General features: G+C 48.1%; 21 protein-coding genes, 2 tRNA genes and 1 pseudogene. 8 read left to right on the top strand and 16 right to left on the bottom strand.

Annotated elements, in window-relative coordinates; all coding sequences use genetic code 11:
* The first annotated feature begins 1 nt into the window (after position 1).
* The gene (gene purD / locus KGF88_RS13755) at positions 2–1291 is read left to right on the top strand and encodes a phosphoribosylamine--glycine ligase (RefSeq protein ID WP_153827248.1); all 1290 of its coding nucleotides are present in this window, start codon (positions 2–4) and stop codon (positions 1289–1291) included.
* Between the two features lie 43 nt (positions 1292–1334).
* Here the strand turns inward: purD and KGF88_RS13750 are convergent.
* The 5 genes and pseudogenes from KGF88_RS13750 to KGF88_RS13730 form a co-directional block, all read right to left on the bottom strand.
* A pseudogene (locus KGF88_RS13750) lies at positions 1335–2659 on the bottom strand (IS4 family transposase).
* A 120-nt stretch (positions 2660–2779) separates the two neighbouring features.
* Positions 2780–3145, bottom strand: coding sequence for a DUF413 domain-containing protein (gene maoP / locus KGF88_RS13745; protein ID WP_110075450.1), 366 nt, complete (start codon positions 3143–3145; stop codon positions 2780–2782).
* 127 nt (positions 3146–3272) lie between these two features.
* Positions 3273–5447, bottom strand: a complete 2175-nt coding sequence (locus tag KGF88_RS13740; protein WP_153827103.1) for a TonB-dependent receptor domain-containing protein — start codon at positions 5445–5447, stop codon at positions 3273–3275.
* 2 nt (positions 5448–5449) lie between these two features.
* Positions 5450–7546, bottom strand: coding sequence for a cytochrome D1 domain-containing protein (locus KGF88_RS13735; protein WP_110075452.1), 2097 nt, complete (start codon positions 7544–7546; stop codon positions 5450–5452).
* Positions 7547–7767: 221 nt separating this feature from the next.
* A complete protein-coding gene (locus KGF88_RS13730) occupies positions 7768–9051 on the bottom strand; it encodes an acetyl-CoA hydrolase/transferase family protein (RefSeq protein WP_153827102.1) in 1284 nt (427 codons plus the stop codon).
* A gap of 46 nt (positions 9052–9097) precedes the next feature.
* Here KGF88_RS13730 and KGF88_RS13725 point away from each other — a divergent pair, with 46 nt between their 5' ends.
* Complete coding sequence (locus tag KGF88_RS13725) at positions 9098–9469, top strand: DUF423 domain-containing protein (RefSeq protein ID WP_153827101.1); 372 nt, start codon at positions 9098–9100, stop codon at positions 9467–9469.
* Complete coding sequence (locus KGF88_RS13720; protein WP_153827100.1) at positions 9469–9948, top strand: hypothetical protein; 480 nt, start codon at positions 9469–9471, stop codon at positions 9946–9948. The genes KGF88_RS13725 and KGF88_RS13720 overlap by 1 nt, the downstream gene beginning before the upstream one ends.
* Here the strand turns inward: KGF88_RS13720 and arsJ are convergent.
* The 6 genes from arsJ to orn form a co-directional block, all read right to left on the bottom strand.
* Entirely contained in the window at positions 9931–11142 is a 1212-nt protein-coding gene (arsJ, locus tag KGF88_RS13715; RefSeq protein ID WP_153827099.1) for an organoarsenical effux MFS transporter ArsJ, read from the bottom strand. The genes KGF88_RS13720 and arsJ overlap by 18 nt on opposite strands.
* Complete coding sequence (locus tag KGF88_RS13710) at positions 11143–12138, bottom strand: ArsJ-associated glyceraldehyde-3-phosphate dehydrogenase (protein ID WP_110075457.1); 996 nt, start codon at positions 12136–12138, stop codon at positions 11143–11145.
* A complete protein-coding gene (locus KGF88_RS13705) occupies positions 12135–12887 on the bottom strand; it encodes a metalloregulator ArsR/SmtB family transcription factor (RefSeq protein WP_153827098.1) in 753 nt (250 codons plus the stop codon). The genes KGF88_RS13710 and KGF88_RS13705 overlap by 4 nt, the downstream gene beginning before the upstream one ends.
* 161 nt (positions 12888–13048) lie before the next feature.
* A tRNA-Gly gene (locus tag KGF88_RS13700) sits at positions 13049–13124 on the bottom strand.
* A 12-nt stretch (positions 13125–13136) separates the two neighbouring features.
* Positions 13137–13212: transfer RNA gene (locus KGF88_RS13695), tRNA-Gly, on the bottom strand.
* Between the two features lie 131 nt (positions 13213–13343).
* On the bottom strand, positions 13344–13892 hold the full coding sequence (gene orn, locus KGF88_RS13690) for an oligoribonuclease (RefSeq protein ID WP_110075459.1): 549 nt from the start codon (positions 13890–13892) through the stop codon (positions 13344–13346).
* A gap of 94 nt (positions 13893–13986) precedes the next feature.
* On the opposite strand from orn, the gene rsgA reads away from it, so the two are divergent.
* From rsgA to KGF88_RS13675, 3 genes are read left to right on the top strand one after another with little or no spacing between them, the layout of a single operon-like run.
* Complete coding sequence (gene rsgA / locus KGF88_RS13685; RefSeq protein ID WP_153827097.1) at positions 13987–15057, top strand: small ribosomal subunit biogenesis GTPase RsgA; 1071 nt, start codon at positions 13987–13989, stop codon at positions 15055–15057.
* Positions 15054–15923, top strand: a complete 870-nt coding sequence (gene asd, locus KGF88_RS13680; protein WP_416380906.1) for an archaetidylserine decarboxylase — start codon at positions 15054–15056, stop codon at positions 15921–15923. The genes rsgA and asd overlap by 4 nt, the downstream gene beginning before the upstream one ends.
* A gap of 41 nt (positions 15924–15964) precedes the next feature.
* Positions 15965–16693 (top strand): glycerophosphodiester phosphodiesterase, encoded by a 729-nt coding sequence (locus KGF88_RS13675; RefSeq protein WP_153827096.1) that lies wholly within the window; start codon positions 15965–15967, stop codon positions 16691–16693.
* A gap of 28 nt (positions 16694–16721) precedes the next feature.
* On the opposite strand, the gene KGF88_RS13670 is transcribed toward KGF88_RS13675, so the two are convergent.
* From KGF88_RS13670 to nudC, 4 genes are all read right to left on the bottom strand, one after another.
* Positions 16722–19823, bottom strand: coding sequence for an efflux RND transporter permease subunit (locus tag KGF88_RS13670; protein WP_153827095.1), 3102 nt, complete (start codon positions 19821–19823; stop codon positions 16722–16724).
* Positions 19824–19826: 3 nt separating this feature from the next.
* Positions 19827–20882, bottom strand: a complete 1056-nt coding sequence (locus KGF88_RS13665) for an efflux RND transporter periplasmic adaptor subunit (protein WP_110075464.1) — start codon at positions 20880–20882, stop codon at positions 19827–19829.
* A 108-nt stretch (positions 20883–20990) separates the two neighbouring features.
* Positions 20991–22055: a uroporphyrinogen decarboxylase gene (gene hemE, locus KGF88_RS13660; RefSeq protein WP_153827094.1), complete on the bottom strand. Its 1065-nt coding sequence runs from the start codon at positions 22053–22055 to the stop codon at positions 20991–20993.
* 61 nt (positions 22056–22116) lie between these two features.
* Positions 22117–22935, bottom strand: coding sequence for an NAD(+) diphosphatase (gene nudC, locus KGF88_RS13655; protein ID WP_153827093.1), 819 nt, complete (start codon positions 22933–22935; stop codon positions 22117–22119).
* An 88-nt stretch (positions 22936–23023) separates the two neighbouring features.
* Here nudC and rsd point away from each other — a divergent pair, with 88 nt between their 5' ends.
* Positions 23024–23494 carry a sigma D regulator gene (gene rsd, locus KGF88_RS13650; RefSeq protein WP_153827092.1) on the top strand — a complete coding sequence of 157 codons (471 nt, stop codon included), beginning with the start codon at positions 23024–23026 and terminating at the stop codon, positions 23492–23494.
* Positions 23495–23520: 26 nt separating this feature from the next.
* Here rsd and KGF88_RS13645 read toward each other — a convergent pair whose 3' ends face one another.
* Positions 23521–24315: an FKBP-type peptidyl-prolyl cis-trans isomerase gene (locus KGF88_RS13645; RefSeq protein ID WP_153827091.1), complete on the bottom strand. Its 795-nt coding sequence runs from the start codon at positions 24313–24315 to the stop codon at positions 23521–23523.
* A gap of 86 nt (positions 24316–24401) precedes the next feature.
* Between KGF88_RS13645 and KGF88_RS13640 the strand changes: the two genes are divergently transcribed.
* Complete coding sequence (locus KGF88_RS13640) at positions 24402–24635, top strand: SlyX family protein (RefSeq protein ID WP_153827090.1); 234 nt, start codon at positions 24402–24404, stop codon at positions 24633–24635.
* Positions 24636–24683 lie beyond the last annotated feature (48 nt).

The following is a 24683-nucleotide window of genomic DNA, read 5'->3' as shown; positions in this document are numbered from 1 at the left end:
CATGAAAGTATTGGTAATTGGCGGCGGTGGCCGCGAACATGCATTAGCTTGGAAAGCCGCACAGTGTCAGGGTGTGGAGCAAGTGTTTGTCGCTCCTGGTAATGCCGGAACTGCTATTGAAACTGGTATCGAAAACGTGGCCATTGCTGCTGATGATATCGCTGCCTTACTAGCCTTTGCGCAACAGCAGCAGGTTGCCCTAACGATTGTAGGCCCAGAAGCGCCGCTGGTTGCGGGCGTCGTTGACAGTTTTACCGCAGCGGGCCTAACTATTTTTGGGCCAACTCAGGCCGCAGCTCAACTTGAGGGCTCAAAAGCTTTCAGCAAAGACTTTTTAGCACGTCACCAAATACCAACCGCTGCCTATGGCACCTTTACGGACGTTGCAGCCGCACAAGCCTATGTGCGTGCGCAAGGCACTCCAATCGTCATCAAAGCTGACGGTTTAGCTGCTGGCAAAGGCGTGATCATTGCGCAAACTCTTGCTGAAGCTGATGCTGCTATTGCTGACATGCTGGCAGGTAACCGCTTTGGTGATGCGGGTAGCCGAGTAGTGATTGAAGAGTTCTTAGTTGGTGAAGAGGCAAGCTTTATTGTCATGGTGGATGGCACTACGGCGCTGCCGTTTGCCTCGAGCCAAGATCATAAAGCACGTGACAACGGCGACCAAGGCCCTAATACGGGCGGTATGGGGGCTTACTCCCCAGCCCCTGTGGTTACCCCTAGTGTGCACGAATGGGTGATGCAGCATGTGATTCAGCCAACCATAGAGGGTATGGCAGCTGAAGGCCATCCTTACACTGGCTTTCTCTATGCTGGTTTGATGATTGCAGCAGACGGCAGCGCCAAAGTACTTGAGTACAATTGCCGCTTTGGTGATCCTGAAACTCAACCCATCATGATGCGCTTACAGTCTGATTTAGTTGAACTGTGCTTAGCTGCCTGCGCCGGCCAATTAGCTGGTCGTGAGATTCAGTTTGATCCGCGTGCGACTGTGGGCGTGGTGATGGCGGCTGGCGGTTATCCAGATGGCTATGCCAAAGGTGATGCGATTTCAGGCATTGCTGAAGCTGAAGCCACTGGCGTGAAGGTCTTTCATGCTGGCACGGCTCTCAATACTGAAGGGCAAGTAGTGACGGCCGGCGGCCGCGTTCTGTGTGTGACTGCTATTGGCGATAGCGTAAGCGCTGCTCAACAGCAAGCTTATGCTGGCGTTAGTAAGATCCGTTGGAACCAGGCATTCTATCGCACTGACATTGGCTATCGTGCCATTGCTCGTGAACAAGCCTAATTAGCTTTAACCCATAAAAAAGCTGGCTTTCGCCTAATGCCAGTCAGTTAAGAGCTGACTGGCATTTTTTTCTCGCATATTTCTGAGGTTTTGAACGAACTTCTCGTGGGTAAACCCGCTCGGTTCGCCTTATTGGCAAAACGTAATGCTCTGCAATTTCTTGAAGATGTTCGAGAGTTTTCGGGATATTCCCCGCTGAATTAAGTGAAGCCGTGTATAGCCAGTTAATAATAGCTGTAGCACACGAGGTAAAACTCAGTTGATTTGGATATATCCCTTTAATTTTGCTCGCCATTTTCACCATCTGATAGCGAATAATATTGTACGCTAAGAGTATTCCCCATAGCTCTTGACGTATCATTTCTGGTCGCTTGCTCCGTAGCGTGTAGTGATTTTGAAGTAAAACTTGTTTCATTTCTCGATAGCCGAGTTCGATTTCCCAACGTTGCTCATAAAGCTCAACAATATCTTCGCTTGGATAACGCAATGGATCGACCATCGACGTTAATATGGTGCGCTCTTTACCATCAATAGTCCGTGTTAACATTCGAGCTTGCATGGTCTCAGGTAAATTCGGATATTTTTTGCGTGATTGTGGCGTGGTTGTCAGCTCAATGAGCTTTTGGTGACGGCCTATTTTCCTGAGCACTTTATATTGAGTTCCTTTTCTCATTGGAATAAGCCAGTGACGTTCAACACCGGTATTTTGCCACTTGTGAAGGAGTCCTAACGAGTAAAACCTCGGTCGAATAGGGTCAATGAATGGTTAGCTGTCGATTCGATAAGTCCTTCTGCAAGCACCATCTCATTTGTTGAAGCACAATCAAATTGGCTTCCCGTTAGAAGATGGCTCGTTAATTCCATTTGGCAGACCATGCGCACTTGAGGATATTGCTCACCAAATTGATTTGAACTCTTTTTGAACGCTTGCTGATTCTCATTGGAGTCAGGGGTTCGTCAAACAACACCATCGACGCCAAGCAATCGTAAGCCATGCCATGTTGGATGCTCGGCTTGTTCATTCCAAATCGCTTGCGTATGTTCAAATACCGATTGTACGGCATGTTCACCAAGGCGTTGTCGTGCTTGAGGAATAGCGCTTGGAGCTACAAGTGCCCGTCGACCAGGCAGCATAATATTCATTTGTCCAACGATGTCCCACACGCTGGTGTTGCGATATAAGGCCATGCCTATAATACTCCACAACACCATATCCAAGGGTAAACGTCTTTTCCTGACCGTGCCGACACCGGCCTTATCAAACGCCTCATCAATTAAATCAGGATCAAGAATGTCGGATAATTTACCCAGTTCTTCAGAGTTTGGAGCATATCCATTGGCTATTGCGAGTGCTGTGGTGAGTTGCATAAAAAAATCCGTAGCTAGAATTAACTAACTACGGATTCTGATCCATTGGGAGGATCGGTCAACCGATCGCTAAAATATTTCTTAACTGATCGGCATTAGGCTTTCGCCAGCTTTTTTTGATTAATCTTCAACCACTAAATCATCATCATCGCCACCGCTCACCTCAAATGCGTCATCGGTGTATCGGCTACGACCATACATACTGCCAACTTTAGGTCGGTTAATGCGAGCTTGATACTTAGACCAAGCCTTTTCTACCGCAGTATCGGCGGCCTTTTCACCACGCGCAACTGCCAACAAGGATTGCTCTTCAGCCGTTTGCGGTTCAATTTCGCCACTCATTAATGCAGCAATCATACTGCCGTGTTTAGCTAATAAATCGCTTTCACGGATAGAAAAATCACCTGAGCGGGCAAACCCATAAGGGTAGTTTTTGAAGTCGTTAAACGGCTTCTTAATAATCTGTTCACGGTTTAATGTTGCCATGATGTGCCTATCCTCCAGACCAACAACTCCAGAAAAACTGCGACGCCTCTATTCGTCAGTGACGATATAGAGGCGAAATGAGCTGTTGTCAACAGATTTATTCAAATTAATTTTGCGGCAGCGCTAATCAGAATTGATAATTAACCGTTATTCCAGCATGCAATCCCGCTTCTGCTAAGACTTCCAGACTAGGATCTGCTATCGGATACCCACTAACTCGGGAATTTTTCCAATAGCGTCTATCGGTTAAATTGAACAAGCCTGCACCGATGCTTAAGTCATCAGCTACAAACCAGCGATTCACCCAATCCACAGTGGCGTAACCAGGCGCTGAGAACAATAAGCTGCCATCGGCATCTTGTAATTCACGTTGCCCACGCACTGCCGTGAGGACCAAGCGCGATTCCCAGTCGGCATTACTATAACTCACTTCTAGGATAGCTTGAGGTGGCGCAACATCAGCTATGGCGAGGCCTGTTTCACGATCTTCACCACGACTGTATGCTAATGCCAGCTGACTACTCCACTGCCGATTCCAGTCTGCTTGCCACTCAAATTCAGCCCCTTCAATCACCACTTTATCGCGGTTAATCGATTGAAATATCAATAATTGCCGAACCGGATCAAAGCCCAAACTGGCGCGACTCTCAATAAAATCGCTATAACGATTGTGGAACACGGCCGCAGTTATTGAGTGACCGGTTAAACGCGCGCGTAAACCTGTTTCAAAGGTATAACCACGTTCGGCTTTCAAATCAGGATTGGCAATTGCCAAGACTCGAAACTGTGGATAATACAAGCCCACGTTAACATCACTAAAAGGCGGCGCCCGATAGCCACGTGCGTATTGCCCAAACCATTCAACCTGCTCGCTTACCGGCCACACTACACCAAACTTAGGTAGCCACGCAGATTCGGTTAAATCGGTAACCGTAGATTGTGGATAGCGCAATTCAAACAGGGCATCATGGCGAGCCCGTAAACGGTAGTTCTCGTATCTTACCCCAGGGCTAATAACCGGTCCCTGCTCCCAGAGTTCGATTTCGTCATGCACATACATCCCAAACTCTGTCACTCTGCTACGCGGAAAATCACGCAGCGGGAAAGTCTCACCTAATAAAACATTGGTGCTAACTTGAGTGGTTAAATTGGTTTGTAAAGCGTCACGTTCATCAACTAAGCTTGAACTAATCCATTCAAAGCCGTAGCCAAGTCTATGGGTAAAGCCGACACTGTCGAACTGTTTAGCTAAGTCAGCACCGATGCCAGCGGTACGCTGGGTAAATTCAAAATCGCGCTGAATAAGCAACGGCTCGGGTAACAGCATACGCTCTTCATGGGAGTCTTGTTCGGTATCGCTGTATTGATAATATAGCCGCCACTGGCCGGTATCGGCCCATGCTTGCGGTTCCATCTCTAAATCGATCAGAGCACGCCACTGCTGCCGAGCATCATCACCAGCCAAATAAGTGGTCGATGCTTGGCGACCTTCACCTAAACCAGAGCGGATATTCGTATCTCGACTCTCTTGCAAAGCGTCCAAGGTAAATTGCCAGCGGCCCCAGCTCGCATCCGTTGCTAATCGAGCTAATAATCCTTGTTGGCGATGATGTTGCAAGTCACGGTCACTAGCAGCGACCCCCTCGCTTCGTAATTCTTGCCCATACTGTAATGCTGCGGCTAGCAGCAAGGAGCCGGACTGATTTGCATAGGCCTGCGCAGCCATCACTTTGGCACGATGACTATCGCTGTTATAGCCTAACTGCAACCGAGTACCGTAGTTGCTGCCGTATAGCACGTCATCGGCCTCAAGTAAGCTAATCGCAACCACCCCGCCCAAAGCTTTAGAGCCATACAAGGTGGACGCCGGTCCGCGTAGGATTTCAACACGGCTTGCCAGCCCTAGTTCCATTAAGCCACGACCGGTATCAGAAAATGCTCCAACCGAAAACTGGTCGGCTACTGGCACTTGGTCTATGACGATTGCGGTGCGGTTACCACCAATACCACGGATACGAAAACCGCTATCACCAAACCTACTACCACCGTCATCTATTTCTACTCCTACTTGATAGCGCACTAAGTCGGTTGCATTAAGCACCAAGTCGCGCTGCATTTGTTCTTCGCTAAGAACTGAAACTGTGCCAGCCACTTCAGAAATTTGCCGTGGCTGCCGATGGGCAACCACGGTGATCACTTCTATATCAGCGTTACTACTAGTCACATCCTGTTGAAGAGCTTGCGCTGGCTGGGCTACTACAGTGAGCCCAGCCATTGCGCAATAGAGCGCTGTTTTTTTCACTATTAATAGACCTCGTTGCGAGTATTGTAGTTGTTAAACTTGCCAGTTGGAGTGACCATTTTCTCACCCTTAATGACATGCTTCAGCTTACGAGTTTTGTCGTCCACAATCACAATCGCCGACTCTTCTTCCTGACCACTCCATACCGAGAACCAAACTTCATCACCGGCCATGTTGTATTCAGGTTGCACGATCCGTTTTGGACCCGGACCTAAATCAGCCCACTCACCAATCGGTAAGGTATCAAAACCAGCGTCTAGGTTGTCAATATTGAAGACAGCTACCGACTGAGCAATTTTTGCATCAGGGTTAAATGGAGTATCTACCCAAAGGTTTTTTGATTTCGGGTGGGTTTTGATGAACAACGAACCACCACCTTGACCTTCTAACACGCGGACAACTTTAAAGGCGTTGTCTTTATGCTGCTCAGGGTCAGTACCAATCAGCGTGATATCTGCATTACCTAATGCACTAGTTGCCCAAACCGGACCGTATTTAGGGTCAACAAAATTAGCGCCACGACCTGGGTGCGGAATCCGTTTTACCGGAATTAGAGCTTCTAATTCACGCTCTAACGCATCCACTACTGCAATGGTGTCGTTCTCGTTGGCAGCAGTCATAAAGTAACGACCAGACCGATCCCAACCGCCGTCATGTAAGAACGGCGCCGCATCAATAGTAGTCACGCTTAAGTTATCGATATCTGAATAGTCCACCAGTTTAATTTGACCGGTTTCTTTCACGTTAACGATAAACTCAGGGTGTTTATGCGAACCAACAATTGCAGCTACTCGAGGCTCTGGGTGATACTCTTGAGTATCCACAGTCATACCGCGAGTCGATACAATTTTCTTCGGCTCTAACGACTGACCATCCATAAGTACATAGTGTGGCGGCCAATAAGCACCAGCTATCGCGATCTTATCCTCGTAACCTTTATAACGAGAGTTCTCTACTGAGCGAGCTTCAAGACCAATCTTAATTTCTGCGACTACTTGTGGCGGGAACATGTATAAATCGATCAAATCAATCTTACCGTCACGACCTATGGTGGTGAAATAACGACCTGAGCTAGAAGCACGAGAGATGTGCACCGCATACCCAGTTTTCACGTAGTTGAGTACTTTTTTGCTAGCACCATCAATAATGGCTACTTCGCCGGCATCACGCAGCGTAACCGCAAACATGTTATCTACGTCATAATCATGCTGAGGCTTGGCTGGGCGATCTTCTGGCTTCACGTGCACCACCCAACTATCTTTCATCTCTTTCATGCCCCACTCAGGAGGAGTAGGTGGCTCGTGCTGTAAGAAGCGCGCCATCATGTCAATTTGCTGCTCAGTTAATTCACCTGAGGTACCCCAGTTTGGCATACCACCTGGTGACCCGAAGTTAATCAGAGCTTTAAGGTAATCCGTGCCTTTTTTCTGCGTGATATCAGTAGTTAAAGGTAGGCCAGTTGCGCCTTTTCGTAACACCCCATGACAACCAGCGCAGCGTTGGAAGTAAATTTCTTGGGCTTGCGCAAACTCTTCTTCACTAATATCTGGGGCGCCAGCAGTTTTCATCATCTTGCCACCAGCAATCGGTGATGGAGCACCTTTATAGCCCACTTCAGCAGCAGTAGAACCTGAGTGAGGTTGACCTTCGGCACGATCTTTAAGGCCTAACTCTACCCGCACATTTTCTACTTCTTGCTCAGTAACCTTGGCACCTTTGTTACCCCAGCTATTGAGCACATAGTTAGCAATATCAGCAATTTCTTCGTCACTGATATGCTGCATGGGGGGCATCACCGCATTGTACTTCTGGCCATTGACTTCAAGCGGGCCTGTCATACCTTTCAATACGGTGCGCACAACGTGTAATTTATCACCAGTAACATGTGGATTACCGGCTAACGGAGGAAAAGCACCAGCTAGACCTTTACCTGTTGCTTGGTGACAAGCCTGGCAATTGGTTTCATAGGCTTTTTTACCATCATCATCAGCCAGCACTGGACTGCTAGATGCAAAAAACATCAAGCCTATGGTCGCAGCCATTAAAGATACTTTCGGGAACAACTTTGGTTTTACAGAGTGGTTAGTTAAAGCTTTCATCGAAGGTCCTCCTTTGGACAGATGAATCATGAGACTACCGTGTCTAATATTAAGCATAGACGATGGTTAATATTTGATCCATGTCACTGAAGAGAGTAAGGTTATTGCGCTAATGGGAGTACCTACAATAGAGTAGTAGGCACTCCGCTTATAGCTTCGATGGCGGCCGACTTCACGGAGAATAATCAACTCAGCAGCTAACGTTATCATTGCGCAAAAAATTAAATCGATACCTTTAAACCCCAATCATCCCATGCAGCCTTAGCTAATTGTTCACGGAATTCAGGGGCCGCGATGTTAATCAATTGACTAGCACGCTCAGATAAACTCTTAGCACGTAAGTTAGCCACACCAAATTCAGTCACGACATAATGTACGTGAGCGCGCGTCGTAACAACGCCAGCGCCCGGACTCAACAACGAACTGATCCTTGATACTTTGCCACCGCAGGCGGTCGCGGGAAGAGCAATCACTGAACGACCACCTTCCGACAGGCTAGCACCTCGCACAAAGTCCATTTGCCCGCCCACACCTGAGTAAATACTAGTTCCCATAGAGTCAGCACACACTTGGCCGCTGAGATCGATTTGTAAGGCACTATTAATCGCCATCACTTGCTTATTCTGGCGAATCACCGAGGTATCGTTGGTATATTCAACGTCTAAAAAGGCAACTTGTGGATTATCATGCACAAAATCGTACAGCTTCTGACTCCCCATGGCGAACGTGGTAACGATACGACCACGATGCTTGCGCTTACGGGAGTTATTGATCACGCCGCTTGCCACCAAGGGCAATACCCCATCAGAAAACATCTCGGTATGAATGCCTAAGTCTTTGTGATTGCCCAAGCAAGATAAGGTTGCATCGGGAATAGCACCGATCCCCATCTGCAGGCAATCGCCATCATTAATCAGCCCAGCTACACGCTCGCCGATTTTTTGCGTCACCGCATTCTGAGCCGGTTGTTGATGGATTGGCATCGGCGCTGCAGATTCAAAATAACGGTCAATCTGATTAATCGAAATAAAAGAATCACCGTGGGTACGTGGCATGTGCGGGTTCACCCAAGCAATGACTTTACGCGCCACCTGCAACGCGGCGCGGGTAGCTTCAACTGAAATCCCCAAACTACAATAACCATGTGCATCAGGTGGAGATACCTGGATCAAGACGGCATCAAGGGGCTGCTCACCCGAGCGAAATAACTTAGGAATTTCAGATAAAAACATCGGCACATAGTCGGCTAATCCTTGCTGCACGGCAGCGCGAGTAGACTTACCGACAAAGAAGGCTCGTTGGCGCAAATGGCCAACTAAAGCAGGATCGGAAAGAATCTCACTATGTTCTGTATGCAATTGCAGTAACGTTAAGTTTTGTCGATGTAGCGCGACCTCTGCTAGGCCTTGCAGCAATTTGTAAGGGGTTGCTGCCATAGATTGACACCAAATAACATCGTTATCCTCTAGAATAGCAAGTGCTTCTGCGGCATTCTGTACCAACATGGTGGCTCCTTTGGGGCAGTATCAAAATAAGATAAGGTTCATAGCTATGAAGTTATTCGTTATGCTCGGTGCAATCAATATGGCTATTGGGGTAATTCTTGGAGCATTTGGGGCACATAGCCTAAAAACATGGTTAACTGCAGACATGCTAGCGGTGTTTAATACTGGCGTCCAATATCAAATCTACCACGCATTGGGATTACTCATGGTGGCTGTGTTGATGATTCCGTATCCGAATTCAGGTGGTTTACGCACCGGCGGTTGGCTGTTATTAGCAGGAATTATTTTATTTTCGGGTAGCTTATATTTGCTAGCACTGACAGGTCATAAATTTTTTGGACCGATAACTCCCGTGGGTGGCTTATGTTTTATCGTTGGCTGGATCTGGCTATTTTGGGCCATGCTGAAGGAAATTTAATGGCCTCAGCAGCAACTGCTAAACAGCCCAGTAACAACTTTATTAGCGCCTGCGCTGGGCTGCTACTGGTTTGTTTTAGTCCGCAGGTACTGGCTAACGAGCTGGCTAGTTCACCGCCCTCTAGCTCAGCATCTACAGGCCCTATCCCAGTATGTTACTATGGGCAACAGGTGCGAGGTCATAACTGCGAAGGTGATCCTCAATTACTCTCGGCTTTTGATTTTCGTCAATTGCCTGGCGCTGAACTGCAGGGGTATTTACCCACTCCCGCTCAACTCAAAGCTTGGCTGCAAAACCCAACCCACGCCCATCATGTTAAACAACTCGAACAGGTCAGTGGTACCGATGCCTACTTACTTACCAGCGAGTTTGTACGACATGGCTCCGAGTTTCTAGTCACCGCAGTCGCACTCGACACCCGCCAAGTTGAGCTACGACCATGGCGACAACCGTTGTTGGTACTATTGTTGCGGCCCTGATAAGGCAGGTAATTTGGCGACTACTAGCGTCGAGCCAAACAACAATACCGTGGAAATAATGAGACAGGCGATAAATCCCCATTGTTGGTAAACCCAACCTGACAGTAGCGTGCCTAATAACCGCCCCATGGCATTGGCCATGTAATAGAAACCTACATCCAAAGAAACACCATCGCTACGAGCAAAGGCTACGATAAGGTAGCTGTGTATGGATGAGTTCACCGCAAACAAGATACCAAAGAGACCTAACCCCAGCATCATACTGGTCGCTAACGGCAGTTGCAGCCACAAAGCCAAAGCCAATAGCAGCGGACTGACCGTTAATGCAGCGCCCCAACCTATTGCTTGTCGCGTTGGCGTAGCTGCTGACTTTGCAGTTAACTGAGGTGCGCTAGCTTGCACTAGACCATATCCTATAACCCAAACTGCGAGAAAACTCCCTACCTGCCAATGCTGCCATTGCAAATGACTAGCTAGATAGACTGGCAACGCCACAACAAACCAAACATCACGAGCACCAAACAGCAACATTCTTGCCAAAGCCAAAATATTGATGGGTCTACTCTTGGAGAGTAAATCACGGAATTTAGGTTTAAAGGTGGCTTTGCCGGTATCGCTACGCAACAACCACAAACTGGCTAACCATACCGCACTTAGCATGCTCAACATCACCAATACGGCACCTTGAAAGCCAAGTAAAGTGAGCAATAGCCCACCGGCAAAAAAGCCGACTCCTTTTAAGGCGTTTTTAGAACCTGTTAATATCGCCACCCACTTATACAACTGGCCTTGTTGGGTGTCTGGCACCAGCAATTTGATGGTACTTTTAGCACTCATTTTATTAAGATCTTTGGCGATGCCCGATAAGGCTTGCGCCAACATGACCCAGAGCACTGTGAGCCAGTGGCTTGGCACTAACAGCATCGCTAAAGCTATCAGCTGAATAGCTAAACCAATATTCATGGTGCGATTCAAGCCCCAACGGGCTCCCAACCAACCACCAACTAAATTGGTAATCACCCCAAACAACTCATAAAAAACAAACAGCATAGCTACCGCTAAAGCACTGTAGCCCAACTGATGAAAGTGCAGCACCACCAGCATGCGCAAGGCACCGTCGGTGAGAGTAAAGGCCCAATAATTACCCGTGACTAGTAAGTATTGACGCACAGCTGGTGATAACTGCTGCAGCATTTACGCCACCTTCTCAATTAATTCAACGGTACGGTTGGCATAGCCCCATTCGTTGTCATACCATGCGTAAATTTTTACTTGGGTACCATTAATAACCTGGGTTGATAGGGCATCAATAATGCTCGAGCGTGGATCGGTTTTGTAATCAATGGACACTAAAGGCCGTTCTTCGTAGCCTAAAATCCCCTGCAATTGATGCTCAGCAGCCTCTTTTAGCCAACCATTCACCTCTGCTACTGTGGTTGCTCTATTCACTTCAAACACACAGTCGGTTAGCGAGGCATTCGCCAATGGCACTCGCACCGCATGGCCATCAAGCTTACCTTTCAGCTCGGGGAAAATTTCCACTATCGCGGTGGCCGAACCGGTCGAAGTTGGAATCAAGCTCATGCCACAAGCACGTGCACGACGTAAATCCTTATGTGGTGCATCTAGAATACTCTGGGTGTTGGTCAAATCATGAATCGTGGTGATCGAGCCGTGCTTGATACCTATGTTATCTTGCAGAACTTTCACCACTGGCGCTAAACAATTGGTGGTGCAGGATGCAGCGGTAATAATCCGGTGTTTCGCAGCATCATAAAGATGGTCATTAACTCCCATCACTAGATTTAACGCACCTGGTTCTTTGACTGGTGCAGACACCACCACCCGCTTCACGCCTTGCTGCAGGTATTCGTTGAGCACAGCTACCGTCTTCATTTTGCCGGACGCTTCAAGCACGATATCGCAACCTGACCAATCGTTTTCTGCGATAGTTTTGTATTGTGAAAACTTGATGATGTTGCCGCCAATCTGTAAGTTTCCATCCACCGCACTTGCTTCATGCTCCCAGCGGCCGTGTACGGAATCAAAATTGAGCAAATGCGCAAAGGTCTCTGCTGCAGCGCCAGGGTCGTTGACTTGAACAATTTCTAAGGCTGGATTTTGCCAGGCAATTCGTAAGGCCAAGCGACCAATTCGTCCTAATCCGTTAATACCTACTTTTACTGTCATACTTCCTCCTTTGGCGTAGCGTTAGTAACGCACGCACTATGTTGGGCTACTGCTAGCTGTGGATTGTAATCTGCAGTAGCAGCGATTACTTTTTTCATCCAGTCGGGCAGCGCCGGATTCAAGCGATAATAAACCCAGCGCTGATCTTTACGGTCTAACAACAAACCGTAATCTCGTAATTGCGCTAAATGGCGAGAGACCTTAGGCTGCGACATTCCGGTCAATTCTACCAAGTCGCACACACAGCGCTCCGTGCCACTGACGAGTATGCAAATCATGGTGAGTCGTAACGGATCCGCCAGTACCTTAAAAAGTTCTTCGGGGCGATTAAATAAATGCGCTTGTCCCGCTCGCTTGCGTTGAATCAACAAGAACATCCGAATCCGCTCACTGAGCTCTTGCGCGGTGCGTTGAAAAGCTTGGCTATCGTTACTGCTGGCAGGATCAGGAAAATCCCAAGCAATGAACTGACTACCTGAATAGTCGCTTTGACACTCATGTCGTGCCCTATCACATAAACTAATCACATAATCAAAACGACTATCTGCAAATTCATCCAGATGTTTTGCACGTAAACCGCTGGTATCGATATTCATGGCGGACAAGGTTGAGATCACGGCTGGATTGATCTGAGCAGGCGCCGTGCCAGCGCTGGCAATCACATCTTCAGGATCAGCAAATTGCCGCATAATGGCTTCCGCGAGCAATGACCGTGCAGAATTAGCAGTACATAGGAATAAGACCTTCATTGCTACCTCATGGTTAACTTCATGAGGCTCATCATATATGGCAATCCTTATGTAATGCAAGATGTATATGGATTTCCATATATATGCGTTTATAAATTAAAAAGGCTAAATAACAGGCACAAAAAAACCCGAGAGCCTGAAGCTTTCGGGTTTTCGGAATTTGGAGCGAGAAACGAGATTCGAACTCGCGACCCCAACCTTGGCAAGGTTGTGCTCTACCAGCTGAGCTATTCTCGCAGATGTCGACGTTGGAGCGAGAAACGAGATTCGAACTCGCGACCCCAACCTTGGCAAGGTTGTGCTCTACCAGCTGAGCTATTCTCGCAATCGTCAACGAGGGCGTATTCTACGGATTCGCCTTTTTTCGTCAACCCCTTTTTTGCATGTTTATGACGCTTTGTGCGGATTTCCGTCGATTGTTGTACTAATTACCAACAATCCAGTCGCAATTCAGAGCTATTCGGGTAATTTGAAAAAATGCTCACGATAATATTTAAGCTCTTCTATCGATTCACGAATATCGGCTAGAGCGGTATGGGCGCCCTGTTTCGTTAAGCCAGCGGCCACGTCTGGCGCCCAGTATTTCGCCAGTTGCTTTACCGTACTAACATCTAAATTGCGATAATGAAAAAATTGCTCAAGTTTAGGCATATGACGCGCTAAAAAACGGCGATCTTGACCGATACTATTACCACACATGGGCGATGTTCCAGGGGTAACCCACTGTTGTAGAAACTCAATAGTCGCCTGCTCGGCAGCAGCATCATCTAAGGTGCTTTCTTGCACTCGCTGCACTAAACCAGAACCCGTGTGCGTGCGCACATTCCAATCATCCATCTTGGCCAAATGAGCTGGCGGCTGATACACCGCTAAGACGGGCCCTTCAGCCAGTACGTTCAACTGGTAATCGGTGATGATGGTGGCGATTTCAATGATATGGTCATGGTCAGGCTCAAGCCCTGTCATCTCGAGGTCAATCCAAATCAACCGTGCGGCTGCGCTCATAGTAGTTCCTTAACGGCTATGCTGATGAAGTTTAAAGCACTATTGTGCGTAATAATGTATGATTATGGCTAGTGTTTAGCGGAATTAATTTTACATGGCGAAACAACGCAAGCTCAATAAAGGTCAACTACGACGGATGCAGGCCAATCAACAAAAGCGTCTGCAACAAGCTGAAGCCCCAGCCACGCCTGAATTAGAGACAGATGCCTCTAGTTTAGGAGCGCCTGAAGCAGGAACTGTGGTTAGCCGCTTTGGCCAGCAGGCCATTATCTGCACCCCCACCGAGCCCGATCTACGTTGCCATATTCGCCGCTCGGTAGACTCCTTAGTGTGTGGTGATGTGGTGGTATGGCGACGTTTGCAACAGAGCACCAACGATGTAGTCGGTGTGATCGAGGCGGTACAGCCACGCAGCTCCTTACTAAGCCGTCCTGATTACTATGATGGCTTGAAGCCCGTAGCCGCAAATGTCGATCAGATTTTGATTGTGTCTAGCGTATTGCCGGCTTTTTCAACGCAAATCATTGATCGCTACTTAGTCGCTTGTGAGGACATTGAAGTCATCCCAGTGATCATTCTCAATAAAGCTGACTTATTAGCTGACATTGAAGCCGACGCAGCTGCTGAGATTCAATCTGCACTGGCCATGTATCAGGCGATTGGCTATCAGGTACTACAAGTAAGCGCCAAACAAGCCGCTAGCCTGATCAGTTTGCAACAGGTGTTAGATGACCATGTCTCTATCGTAGTCGGTCAATCTGGGGTTGGTAAGTCCTCACTTGTTAACGCATTACTGCCCGAAATAGACGCAGAAGTAGGCGCCGTTTCAGATAACTCTGGCTTAGGTCAACATACCACAACGGTTGCTACGCGTTACCCGCTGCCCAATGGCGGTGTGTTAATCGATTCGCCTGGTATTCGGGAGTTTGCCCTTTGGCACTTAGAGCCCGAACGCGTGGCTTGGTGCTTTAAAGATTTTCGACCCTATTTAGGGCGTTGTAAATTTCGTGACTGCAAACACTTAGATGATCCTGAGTGTGCGTTACAACAGGCCGTAGAAACAGGTGATTTATATGCGCTGCGCATGTACAATTTTCACCGTATCATTGAGTCGATGACGCTGAAAAAGCCATCGCGCGTAACACCTCGAGGAAAAAAATCGTGAACTGGGATTCGGTAAAAATTCAAGCTCAACATTGGACCCCCAAGCATGCGCTATCTCGCTTAGTGGGCCGTTTTGCGGCAGCCAAGGCCGGTTGGTTTACCCAGCTATTTATTCGTTGGTTTATCCGCCAGTACAAGATCAATATGAGCGAGGCGCTGCACGAAGATCCGCGCGCCTACAAAACCTTTAATGAGTTTTTCACGCGCCAGCTCAAACCTGAATTGCGCCCCTTAAAAGCAGCTGCAGAGCATGAGTTTGCTCATCCGGTCGACGGTGCTATTAGTCAGTTAGGCGATATCGAAGATGGCCGGATTTTTCAAGCTAAAGGGCACGATTACAGCTTAACTGAACTGCTTGGTGGTGATCCACGAGACTCCCATCCATTTAAAAGTGGTGATTTTGCGACCATTTATTTAGCGCCGAAAGATTATCACCGTATTCACATGCCTTGTGATGGCGTGTTGCGCAAAATGATTTATGTGCCGGGTGATTTGTACTCAGTAAATCCTTTCACCGCTGCCAATGTACCCAATCTCTTTGCGCGCAACGAACGCGTGGTCTGTATTTTTGATAGCGAGCACGGTCCCTTTGCGATGGTCTTGGTCGGTGCCACCATTGTCGCCAGCATTGGCACCGTATGGTCGGGTACCGTAACCCCTCCACGCGGACCTAGCGTCCACAGCTGGAACTATCCGAGCTCAGGTGAGCAAGCCATCGTGCTGAAAAAAGGTGAAGAGATGGGTCACTTCAAACTTGGCTCTACGGTTATCCTGACCTTTCCAGACGACATGATTGATTTTGCTGATGAGCTAGAGCCTGGTTCTGTCACCCGCATGGGTGAGCTCTTAGGCACCTTGGACGACTAGCCATTTACCCATAACCTATCGCCAAGTAAGGATGAGTTAGCATGCTTATTTTTGCGCATCGAGGAGCTAGCTTCGCGGCCCCAGAAAACACTCTGGCCGCTTTTGCGGCAGCCATCGATGCGCAGGCCGATGGCATTGAGCTAGATGTCTATCCCTTGGCTGATGAATGGATTGTGTTCCATGACCGTTACCTAGCACGCTTAGCAGCCCAGCCGGGGCGCTTAAGTGATCTAAGCCTAGCCCAGGTACGCCAACTGCAAGTATTTGGGCAGCAACCGGTGCCCACCCTGGCTGAAGCACTAGCCTTCATTAATGGTCGTTGTGCCGTCAATATTGAGCTCAAAGGTGCGGATATCCAGCGTGGCTTGAGCAAGCATTTATTGCATGCCATCAAGCAACATCACTTCAAGTTCTCACAACTCATTATTTCAAGCTTTAATCACCATTGGTTGCAGCAGTTTAAACGCGACCACCCGCAATTCAGAATTGGTGCACTCACGTCCTCATGTGGGCTTCATTACGCAGCTTTTGCGAGTGAACTCAATGCTTGGTCAGTACATATTGATGTCGATTTTGTTACCCCTGCCTTTATTGCTGACGCCCATCGGCGGCAACTCAAAGTCTTGGTCTATACGGTAGACGAGCCAGAGGACATGCGGGAACTACAAGCGATGGGTGTGGATGGGATTTTCACGAACAACCCGCAATTGGCGGCTAATGTATTGCGCGGCTTACCGGTAACCGCAAGAGAAGCGACGCAACTGGATTAATGGGCATCCAGTTGCGTCATCAATAGCATTAGTGGGCTCGGGTATCCGGATGTTGTTGCTCCAGCTCAGCTAACTCATTCGCAAGCTGCTCTGGCGAAGTCGTGTTACGTGCAAGGAGTGAGTACAGCCCAGGAATAACAAAGATCGTTAAGAAAGCTGATAAGGCTACCCCACTAAAAATAACGCCCCCGATCACCATCCGACTTTCAGCGCCAGGGCCCGATCCCAGTATCAATGGAACCGAACTCATCAAGGTGGTGAAGGCCGTCATCACGATTGGCCGTAAGCGCTGCTGTGAGGCGCGAATTAACGCATCATCAAAACGCATACCGGCATCTCGCAACTGGTTGGCGAACTCCACAATCAAGATACCGTTCTTAGCCGCTAAACCAATCAGCATGACAATGCCGATTTGGCTGTAAATATTGATGGTCATATCTGCTGCGTACATGCCGATAACGGCACCTAACACTGCCACTGGCACCATCAACATGATCACCAACGGATGCACAAAGCTTTCAAATTGTGCTGCTAACACCAAGTACGCAATCAGCAAGGCTAGTACAAACACGAAAATAACCGAGCTACCGCTTTCTTTGTACAACAGCGACTCGCCTTTATAATCAATCGAGACATCATCAGGCAGTTCAGCTTTTACGATGTTTTCTAGATAGCCTAGGGCTTCACCCAGCGAGTAACCTTCGGCCAAGTTGGCTTCAATGGTAATACTACGCATACGGTTATAGCGGTTGAGTGAGCCAGACGTAGCCTGTTCATCTACCGTCACCAAGTTCGATAACGGGATCAGCTGATTAGTAGAAGTTGAACGCACGTAGATATTATCGATGGCAGTAGGGCTACGATAGTCAGAACGCTCACCTTCTAAAATCACATCGTATTCTTCACCGCGATCCAAATAGGTGGTTGCACGCCGTTGCCCCAACATGGTTTCTAAGGTACGACCGATATCTCCCACCGATACACCAAGGTCGGAAGCCCGCTCTTGGTCAATCCGAATCAGTAATTGCGGCAAGGTCGCTTTGTAATCGGTATCTAAATCTAGCAAGTTAGGATTCTGGCTAGCTTTTTCTATCACCACCTGGGCATAAGCAGCCAATTGCTCGTAAGTATTACCTTGCAAGACAAACTGCACCGGACGCCCGTTCCCCCCACTAATACCGCTGCGCATGAAGGCAAAGGCTCGCACCCCAGTCACGTCGTTAAGTTGCTTGGATACCTCATCCATCAGCTCAAAGCTTGACCATTCGCGCTCTTCAAAAGGTACAGCTCCAACAATCGCAATACCTGCTGAATCGCCCCAACCCGGTGACCGAATAATTAACCGATCAATTTTACCTTGGTCTAAATAAGGTAATAAAATACTTTCAATTTCACGCATATGGGCGGAATTTGACTCAAATGAAGCACCTTCAGCACTGCGCACCATCACGTAGAAAGTGCCTCGGTCTTCTGGTGGTACAAATTCTTGCTCGATGAACTTCATCATGCCAAAGGCTAGCACACCGGACAGTACCACTAACGCTGCAGACATCCACGGATAAGCCAACACTCGCTTAAGTAGTTTGACATACCCGTTTTCTAGCTTCTCAAAACCGCGGTCCATGATCTGCCCGAACTTACTCGAGCGCTCTTTTTTGCGCAGAATTTTAGAGCTGAGCATGGGCGACAAGGTTAATGCCGCGATACTTGAGAATGCCACCGCCGCAGCAATAGCTAAGGCAAACTCAGTAAACAATTGGCCTATGTTGCCATCTAAAAAGGCTAATGGAACAAACACTGAGATCAGCACTAAGGTGGTTGCAATGACCGCGAAACCTACTTCACGAGCACCGCGATAGGCCGCTAATAAAGGTGGCTCGCCAGATTCAATCCGACGATAAATATTTTCTAACACCACAATAGAGTCGTCGACGACTAAGCCGATAGCCAGTACCAATGCTAGTAACGTCAGTAAGTTGATCGAAAAGCCCATCGCAAAGAGCGCAATATAAGAGGCAATAATAGCTACCGGAACAGTTAAGGCCGGAATTAAGGTGGCGCGGATATTACCCAAGAACAAATAAATCACCACCACGACCAACGCCATCGCGATGCCCAAGGTGTTATACACCTCGTCAATCGAGCCTTTGATGAAGATAGATGAGTCGTAGCTAGGCACGATAAACATAGTTTCTGGTAGAGTTTGCTCGATAATAGCAATCTCCCGCTTCACATTTTCAACCACATCTAAGGTGTTGGCTTTGGATTGTTTCACAATCCCGATACCCACCATGTTGATGCCGTTACCGCGGAAGTCAGTTTTATCGTTCTCGGCCCCCATTTCGATCCGCGCAACTTCAGCTAAACGAACCAATTGCCCATTGTCGCCACGCTTGATGGTGAGCCGTTCAAAGTGCTCTGGGGTAAGGTAAGTTCGTGCCACCCGCACCGTGAACTCGCGGTCAATCGACTCCACTTCACCAGCTGGCAACTCAATGTTCTCAGAACGTAAGCGATTTTCAACATCGGTGACGGTAATGTTACGGGCCGCCATGGCGTCGCGGTCTAACCAAATACGCATGGCGTAACGTCGCTCGCCCCCAAGTTGCACCCGTGCTACGCCGTCTACAACGGAGAGGCGATCGGCAATGTAGCGATCAGCATAATCAGTAAGCTCTAGTACCGACATGCTTTCACTACGCAGGTTGTACCAAACGATGGTACTTTCATCTGAGTTAGCTTTGGAAACTTCAGGCGGGTCAACTTGCTCTGGCAAGTTATCTAAAACGCGCGATACGCGATCTCGCACATCATTCGCGGCGGCATCAATATCACGGGTTAATTCAAACTCGATGCTGATGCGAGAGCGGCCATTTCGGCTGCTTGAGTTGATGCTTTTGATCCCTTCGATACCGCTAATCCGGTCTTCAATGACCTGAGTGATTTGAGTTTCTACGATATCAGCGGAGGCCCCAGTGTAATTGGTGTCTATCGATACTACCGGGGGGTCAATATCTGGGTACTCACGCAATGGCAGCATGGTAAAAGCGACAATACCAAACACGATCAGTAGAATATTAACTACCGCTGCAAAAACCGGTCGTTTAACCGAGAGGTCTGACAAAATCATGGCTTAGTCCTCCCGAATCTTGACTGCAACACCGTCGCGCAAACGCACCATGCCTTCAGTAACTACCTTGTCACCAGGTTTAATCCCATCCAATATTTCAACAATACCGGGTTTACGACGGCCAACAGTAACTGGCACTTGCTTGGCCATATTGTCGCTGGTGACCACATACACGTAGGTCTGATCTTGGACTGGAACAATCGCCTTTTCTGGCAAGATCATGGTTTCGTCCACACTACGCAATAGGTTCACCCGCAATAACATGCCGGGACGTAATTTATTGTCTTCGTTGGGAATGTTAGCTCGAACTAAAATGGAACGAGTTAGTGGGTCAACGCGCGAGTCGATGCTGCGGATCACGCCACGAAACTCTTCGCCGGGGTAGGCACCACTGCGTGCCGCAACTTCTTGGCCAACTTTCAAGCTAGCAAAATAAAGTTCCGGAACATTAAAATCTAATTTAATCGGTGAGGTGTCATCAAGCGTAGTAATTTGGTCGCCAGGGGCGACTAACGAGCCTACACTGACATAGCGAATACCCAGTTGGCCGCTGAAAGGAGCAACAATGCGTTTTTGTGCGAGTTGCGTTTCCGCCACTTCTAACGAAGCGATGATCTCTTTCACTAACACATCTTGAGTTTCTACTTGTTGCTGCGATGCAGCATTTTGCCGACGTAAGTCTACTAAACGCTGATACTGACGGTTGGCCTCGGCTAAACGGAATTTAAGCTCTTGTACCCGTGCGGTTTCTTCACGTGAGTCTAGCTCCACGAGCAACTGCCCGGCCTCAACAAAATCACCATCATCAAAGTGCACCGCCATCACTATTTCTTGGGCTTGGGCAGTCACCACGATGGATTCATTTGCTTGCGCCGTACCTAGCGCTTCAATCACATCTCTGAATTCGCTGATTTGTGCAGATTGCACTTCAACCGGGACGGGGTTTTGTGGACGTTCTTCTTTGGGCGCAACTTCAGCAAACCAATAAAAGTATGCTACTGCTGCAGCCAGAATAAGGACAACAATGCTGACTGGATTAAAGACGTTCCGTGCGGCCATAAACCCTCTAGTACTACGTTTACAAAAATAAGATACCCTTATTGTAACGCAGTACTGTGGTAAGGAGCGCCCGCTTACCGCCGAATAAGCGGGCTTTACCGCAAACTCTTAACGATGGTAAGCCGGGCTCAGCTCATGTACGGCATCAATAAAGGCGCCAGCATGTTCTGGATTCACTTCAGGGTGAATTCCATGACCGAGGTTAAACACATGCCCTGTACCTTGACCATAACTTGCCAAGATGGTTGCAACTTCTGCGCGAATTCGCTCTGGCGAGGCGTACAAAATACTTGGGTCCATGTTGCCTTGTAGTGCAACTTTGTCGCCAACTAAACTGCGTGCAGTAGCTAAATCAGTGGTCCAATCCACCCCTAAAGCATCACACCCCGTTGCTGCCATATCGGCCAACCAGGCGCCGCCATTTTTGGTAAACAAGGTTACTGGCACTTGGCGACCGTCGGCGTGGCGCGTCAATCCACTGACGATTTGCTGCATGTAGCGCAACGAAAACTCACGGTAGTCACGTGGGCTTAGTACGCCACCCCAAGTATCAAAGATCATTACCGCTTGCGCACCGGCTGCGATTTGCGCATTCAAATAGCTAGTCACTGACTGCGCCAGCTTATCTAACAACAAGTGCATCGCTTGAGGTTCAGCGAACATCATTTTTTTCACGACACTGAAGTTTTTGGTGCTGCCACCTTCAACCATGTAGGTCGCTAAGGTCCATGGACTACCCGAAAAACCAATCAATGGCACCTGACCTTTTAGCTCACGGCGAATGGTACGCACTGCATCCATCACATAACCTAACTCTAACTCAGGATCTGGCACCGCTAGTTTTTCGATAGCCGCTAAATCACGTAATGGCCGCTCAAATTTAGGACCTTCGCCGGTTTCAAAATACAAACCTAAGCCCATCGCATCTGGGATAGTAAGAATATCTGAGAACAAAATCGCAGCATCAAGACCAAACCGACGTAATGGTTGCAGAGTCACCTCACAAGCTAGCTCTGGGTTTTTACACAAAGCCATAAAATCACCGGCTTGCTTACGTACCTCGCGGTATTCTGGTAAATAGCGACCAGCTTGACGCATCATCCAGATCGGCGTGCGCTCGGTGGGTTGACGCAACAAAGCACGTAAGTACAAGTCATTTTTTAATTCAGTCATGAGAATCTCTATTCCAATTAAACCGGCTTGATATTAGCCGGCTATTTTACCAGCGAATGGCTTATTTTTCCTGATCAATTTCAGCTTTTAATTGCATTATTAGCTTATAGGCGATGGTACCCGGTAACGGGATTCGCGGCAGCTGGTCGATATCAAACCAATCGCCTTGCTCGAGTTCAAACGGGTCAAGCCTGAGTTCACCACTACGCCACTCAGCGGTGTAGCCTATCATCAACGAATGCGGGAAAGGCCAGGACTGACTCGCCACGTAGCGATGATTTTTGATTTCAATACCGGCTTCTTCCATAACTTCTCGGGCTAGCGTTTGTTCTAAGGTTTCGCCCGCCTCAACAAACCCAGCCAAGACTGAAAACAGTCCTTCGGGATGGCGCTTACCGCGCGCTAACAGCACCTTACGGCCTTTTCTAATGGCTACAATAATGCAAGGTGAAATACGCGGGTAACAACGATGCTGGCAGCTATGGCAATGCATGGCTAATTCCCAGTCAACTGCTTGCATCCGTGCTCCACAGCGACCACAAAAACGGTGGGTTTGCAGATAATCTGCTATTTGCTTAGCCCGCGCGGCCATGGCAAACATATCATCATCTTGCTGCACCAACACCTCACGCAGGCTATGAAAATCGCCCAACGCAGCAAATTCTGCGTCGCCAAAATCAGCCATCACTAAATAGCAATTGCGCTCACGCAACTCGCCAATGAACACCACTTTATAGTCATTCAAGTCTGGCAAAGGCAACTGATCTAACTGCCCATGGGGAGGTCGATTATCGGTAGGACTGAGCAGTAGTTCGCCCGCGGATACAATAAACCACCAAGCTGGCTCGTCAGCAGCAGGCTTTTGGTACGGCTTTGACATGCTTATGTTATCCTTTTCAAACAAAAATAGTTGACGATAGCTTAGCATCATCAGTAGATTGATGACTATGATTCAAACGGAGAACTGCATGTTAAAACGCAACGAACACGCCAAACAACGCTGGAGTGGCGCTCATCAGGCTATAGATACCTGGCTACAAGAACGACAGGCAGTATTAGTGGATTATTTTAAATTAGCTGGCCTAGCGCCCTATGAACGCGATTCACAAGCACTCCCGGCAGCTCAGGATATCCGTCATTTTTGCGAGCTATTGATGGATTACGTATCGGCCGGTCACTTTGAAGTGTATGACCAGATCATCCGCAACAGTCAACAAGCACCACAAAGTACCCGTGAATTAGCTAACGAAGTTTTTCCGTTAATTAGCGACACCACCGAAATTGCGCTAGACTTCAATGACGCTTACGGCGAAATCAATGAAGACAATGGGTTACAACAGTTCGGCCAGCATCTATCGCACTTAGGCGAAGCATTAGAACTACGGATGGAATTTGAAGATAGATTACTGAGCACACTAGAGCAGCATCAACTGCTCTAATGGCTCCTTGCTGTAGACGCTTGGGCTTAACCAGCGTCTACTGCGTTGTCTTCTGCAGTTTGAGCTTGTTTCACGTCTAGCAACTCAACTTCAAAAATCAAGGTTGAGTTAGCCGGAATCAAACCATTACCCACTTCACGCTCACCATAAGCTAGCGCCGCTGGAATCACAAAGCGGAACTTATCACCCACGCTCATCAACTGCACGCCTTCAGTCCAGCCTGCGATAACACGGTTAAGTGGGAATACAGCTGGTTCACCACGCTCAACTGAGCTGTCAAACACTTCGCCGTTGATTAAGGTTCCTTCGTAATGTACTTCTACGATATCAGTTTCAGTTGGCTGCGCGCCACCTTCAGCACCTTCGCTAATCACTTCGTATTGCAGGCCTGATTCAGTGACAGTTACGCCTTCGCGTTGCGCATTTTCAGCTAGATAGGCTTCGCCTTCAGCTTGGGCCTTACCACCTAGAACTTGCTGACGCTGCTCAGTCACAACTTCTTGCATGGTCATCAATAATTCTTCAGCTTCTGCTTGGCTAAGTTTAGCCTCAGCTTTTACTGCATCAACAAAACCCGTGATAACCAGATCACGGTCAAGTAAAAAGTCTGCCTCTTCTTGACGGTCTAATGTTTTGCCAACAAAAGTACCTACCGAAGAACCTAAGGCATAAGCCATTTTCTCGCGCTCATCTACCGGGGCAGTTTCGCTTACTTGGTAGCTCACTGGGCCCGTTGGTTTCGCTTCTTCTTGTTGTTGCATACAGCCAGATACAGCAAGCGCTACCAAGGCCAGCGCTAAAGGCTTTTTAAATTGCATCATTCTATTCTCCAGGATTGAATTCTCTGTCAGAGTACGTTGTAATTCGTCGCGCTAACTATACTACACATAAATAGGGGCGTTTGCCTATGGCAGCTCAACACGATCATGATGTGATTAATCGAATTGCGAACTTAGAGAGTCAATTAGCGTTTCAAGACGATACTATTGAAACATTAAACCAACTCGTAACTCAACAAGCCGATCAGCTACATAACTTGCAGCGTAAGATGCAAGTTATGTCGGAAAAGTTCCAACAACTGCAAGAGCGCGGCGATAGCGATGGCTTAAAACCCGAGGATGAGATCCCCCCACACTACTAATTGCTACATTTTTTGAAGGTACAGCACAAAACTTGACCCCGCGGCAAT

Source organism: Idiomarina loihiensis (assembly GCF_024584785.1).
In the GTDB taxonomy this organism is placed as follows: Bacteria; Pseudomonadota; Gammaproteobacteria; order Enterobacterales; family Alteromonadaceae; genus Pseudidiomarina; species Pseudidiomarina fusca.
The sequence above is the reverse complement of the archived record's forward strand: the minus strand, read 5'-3'. Positions and strand labels throughout refer to the sequence as shown.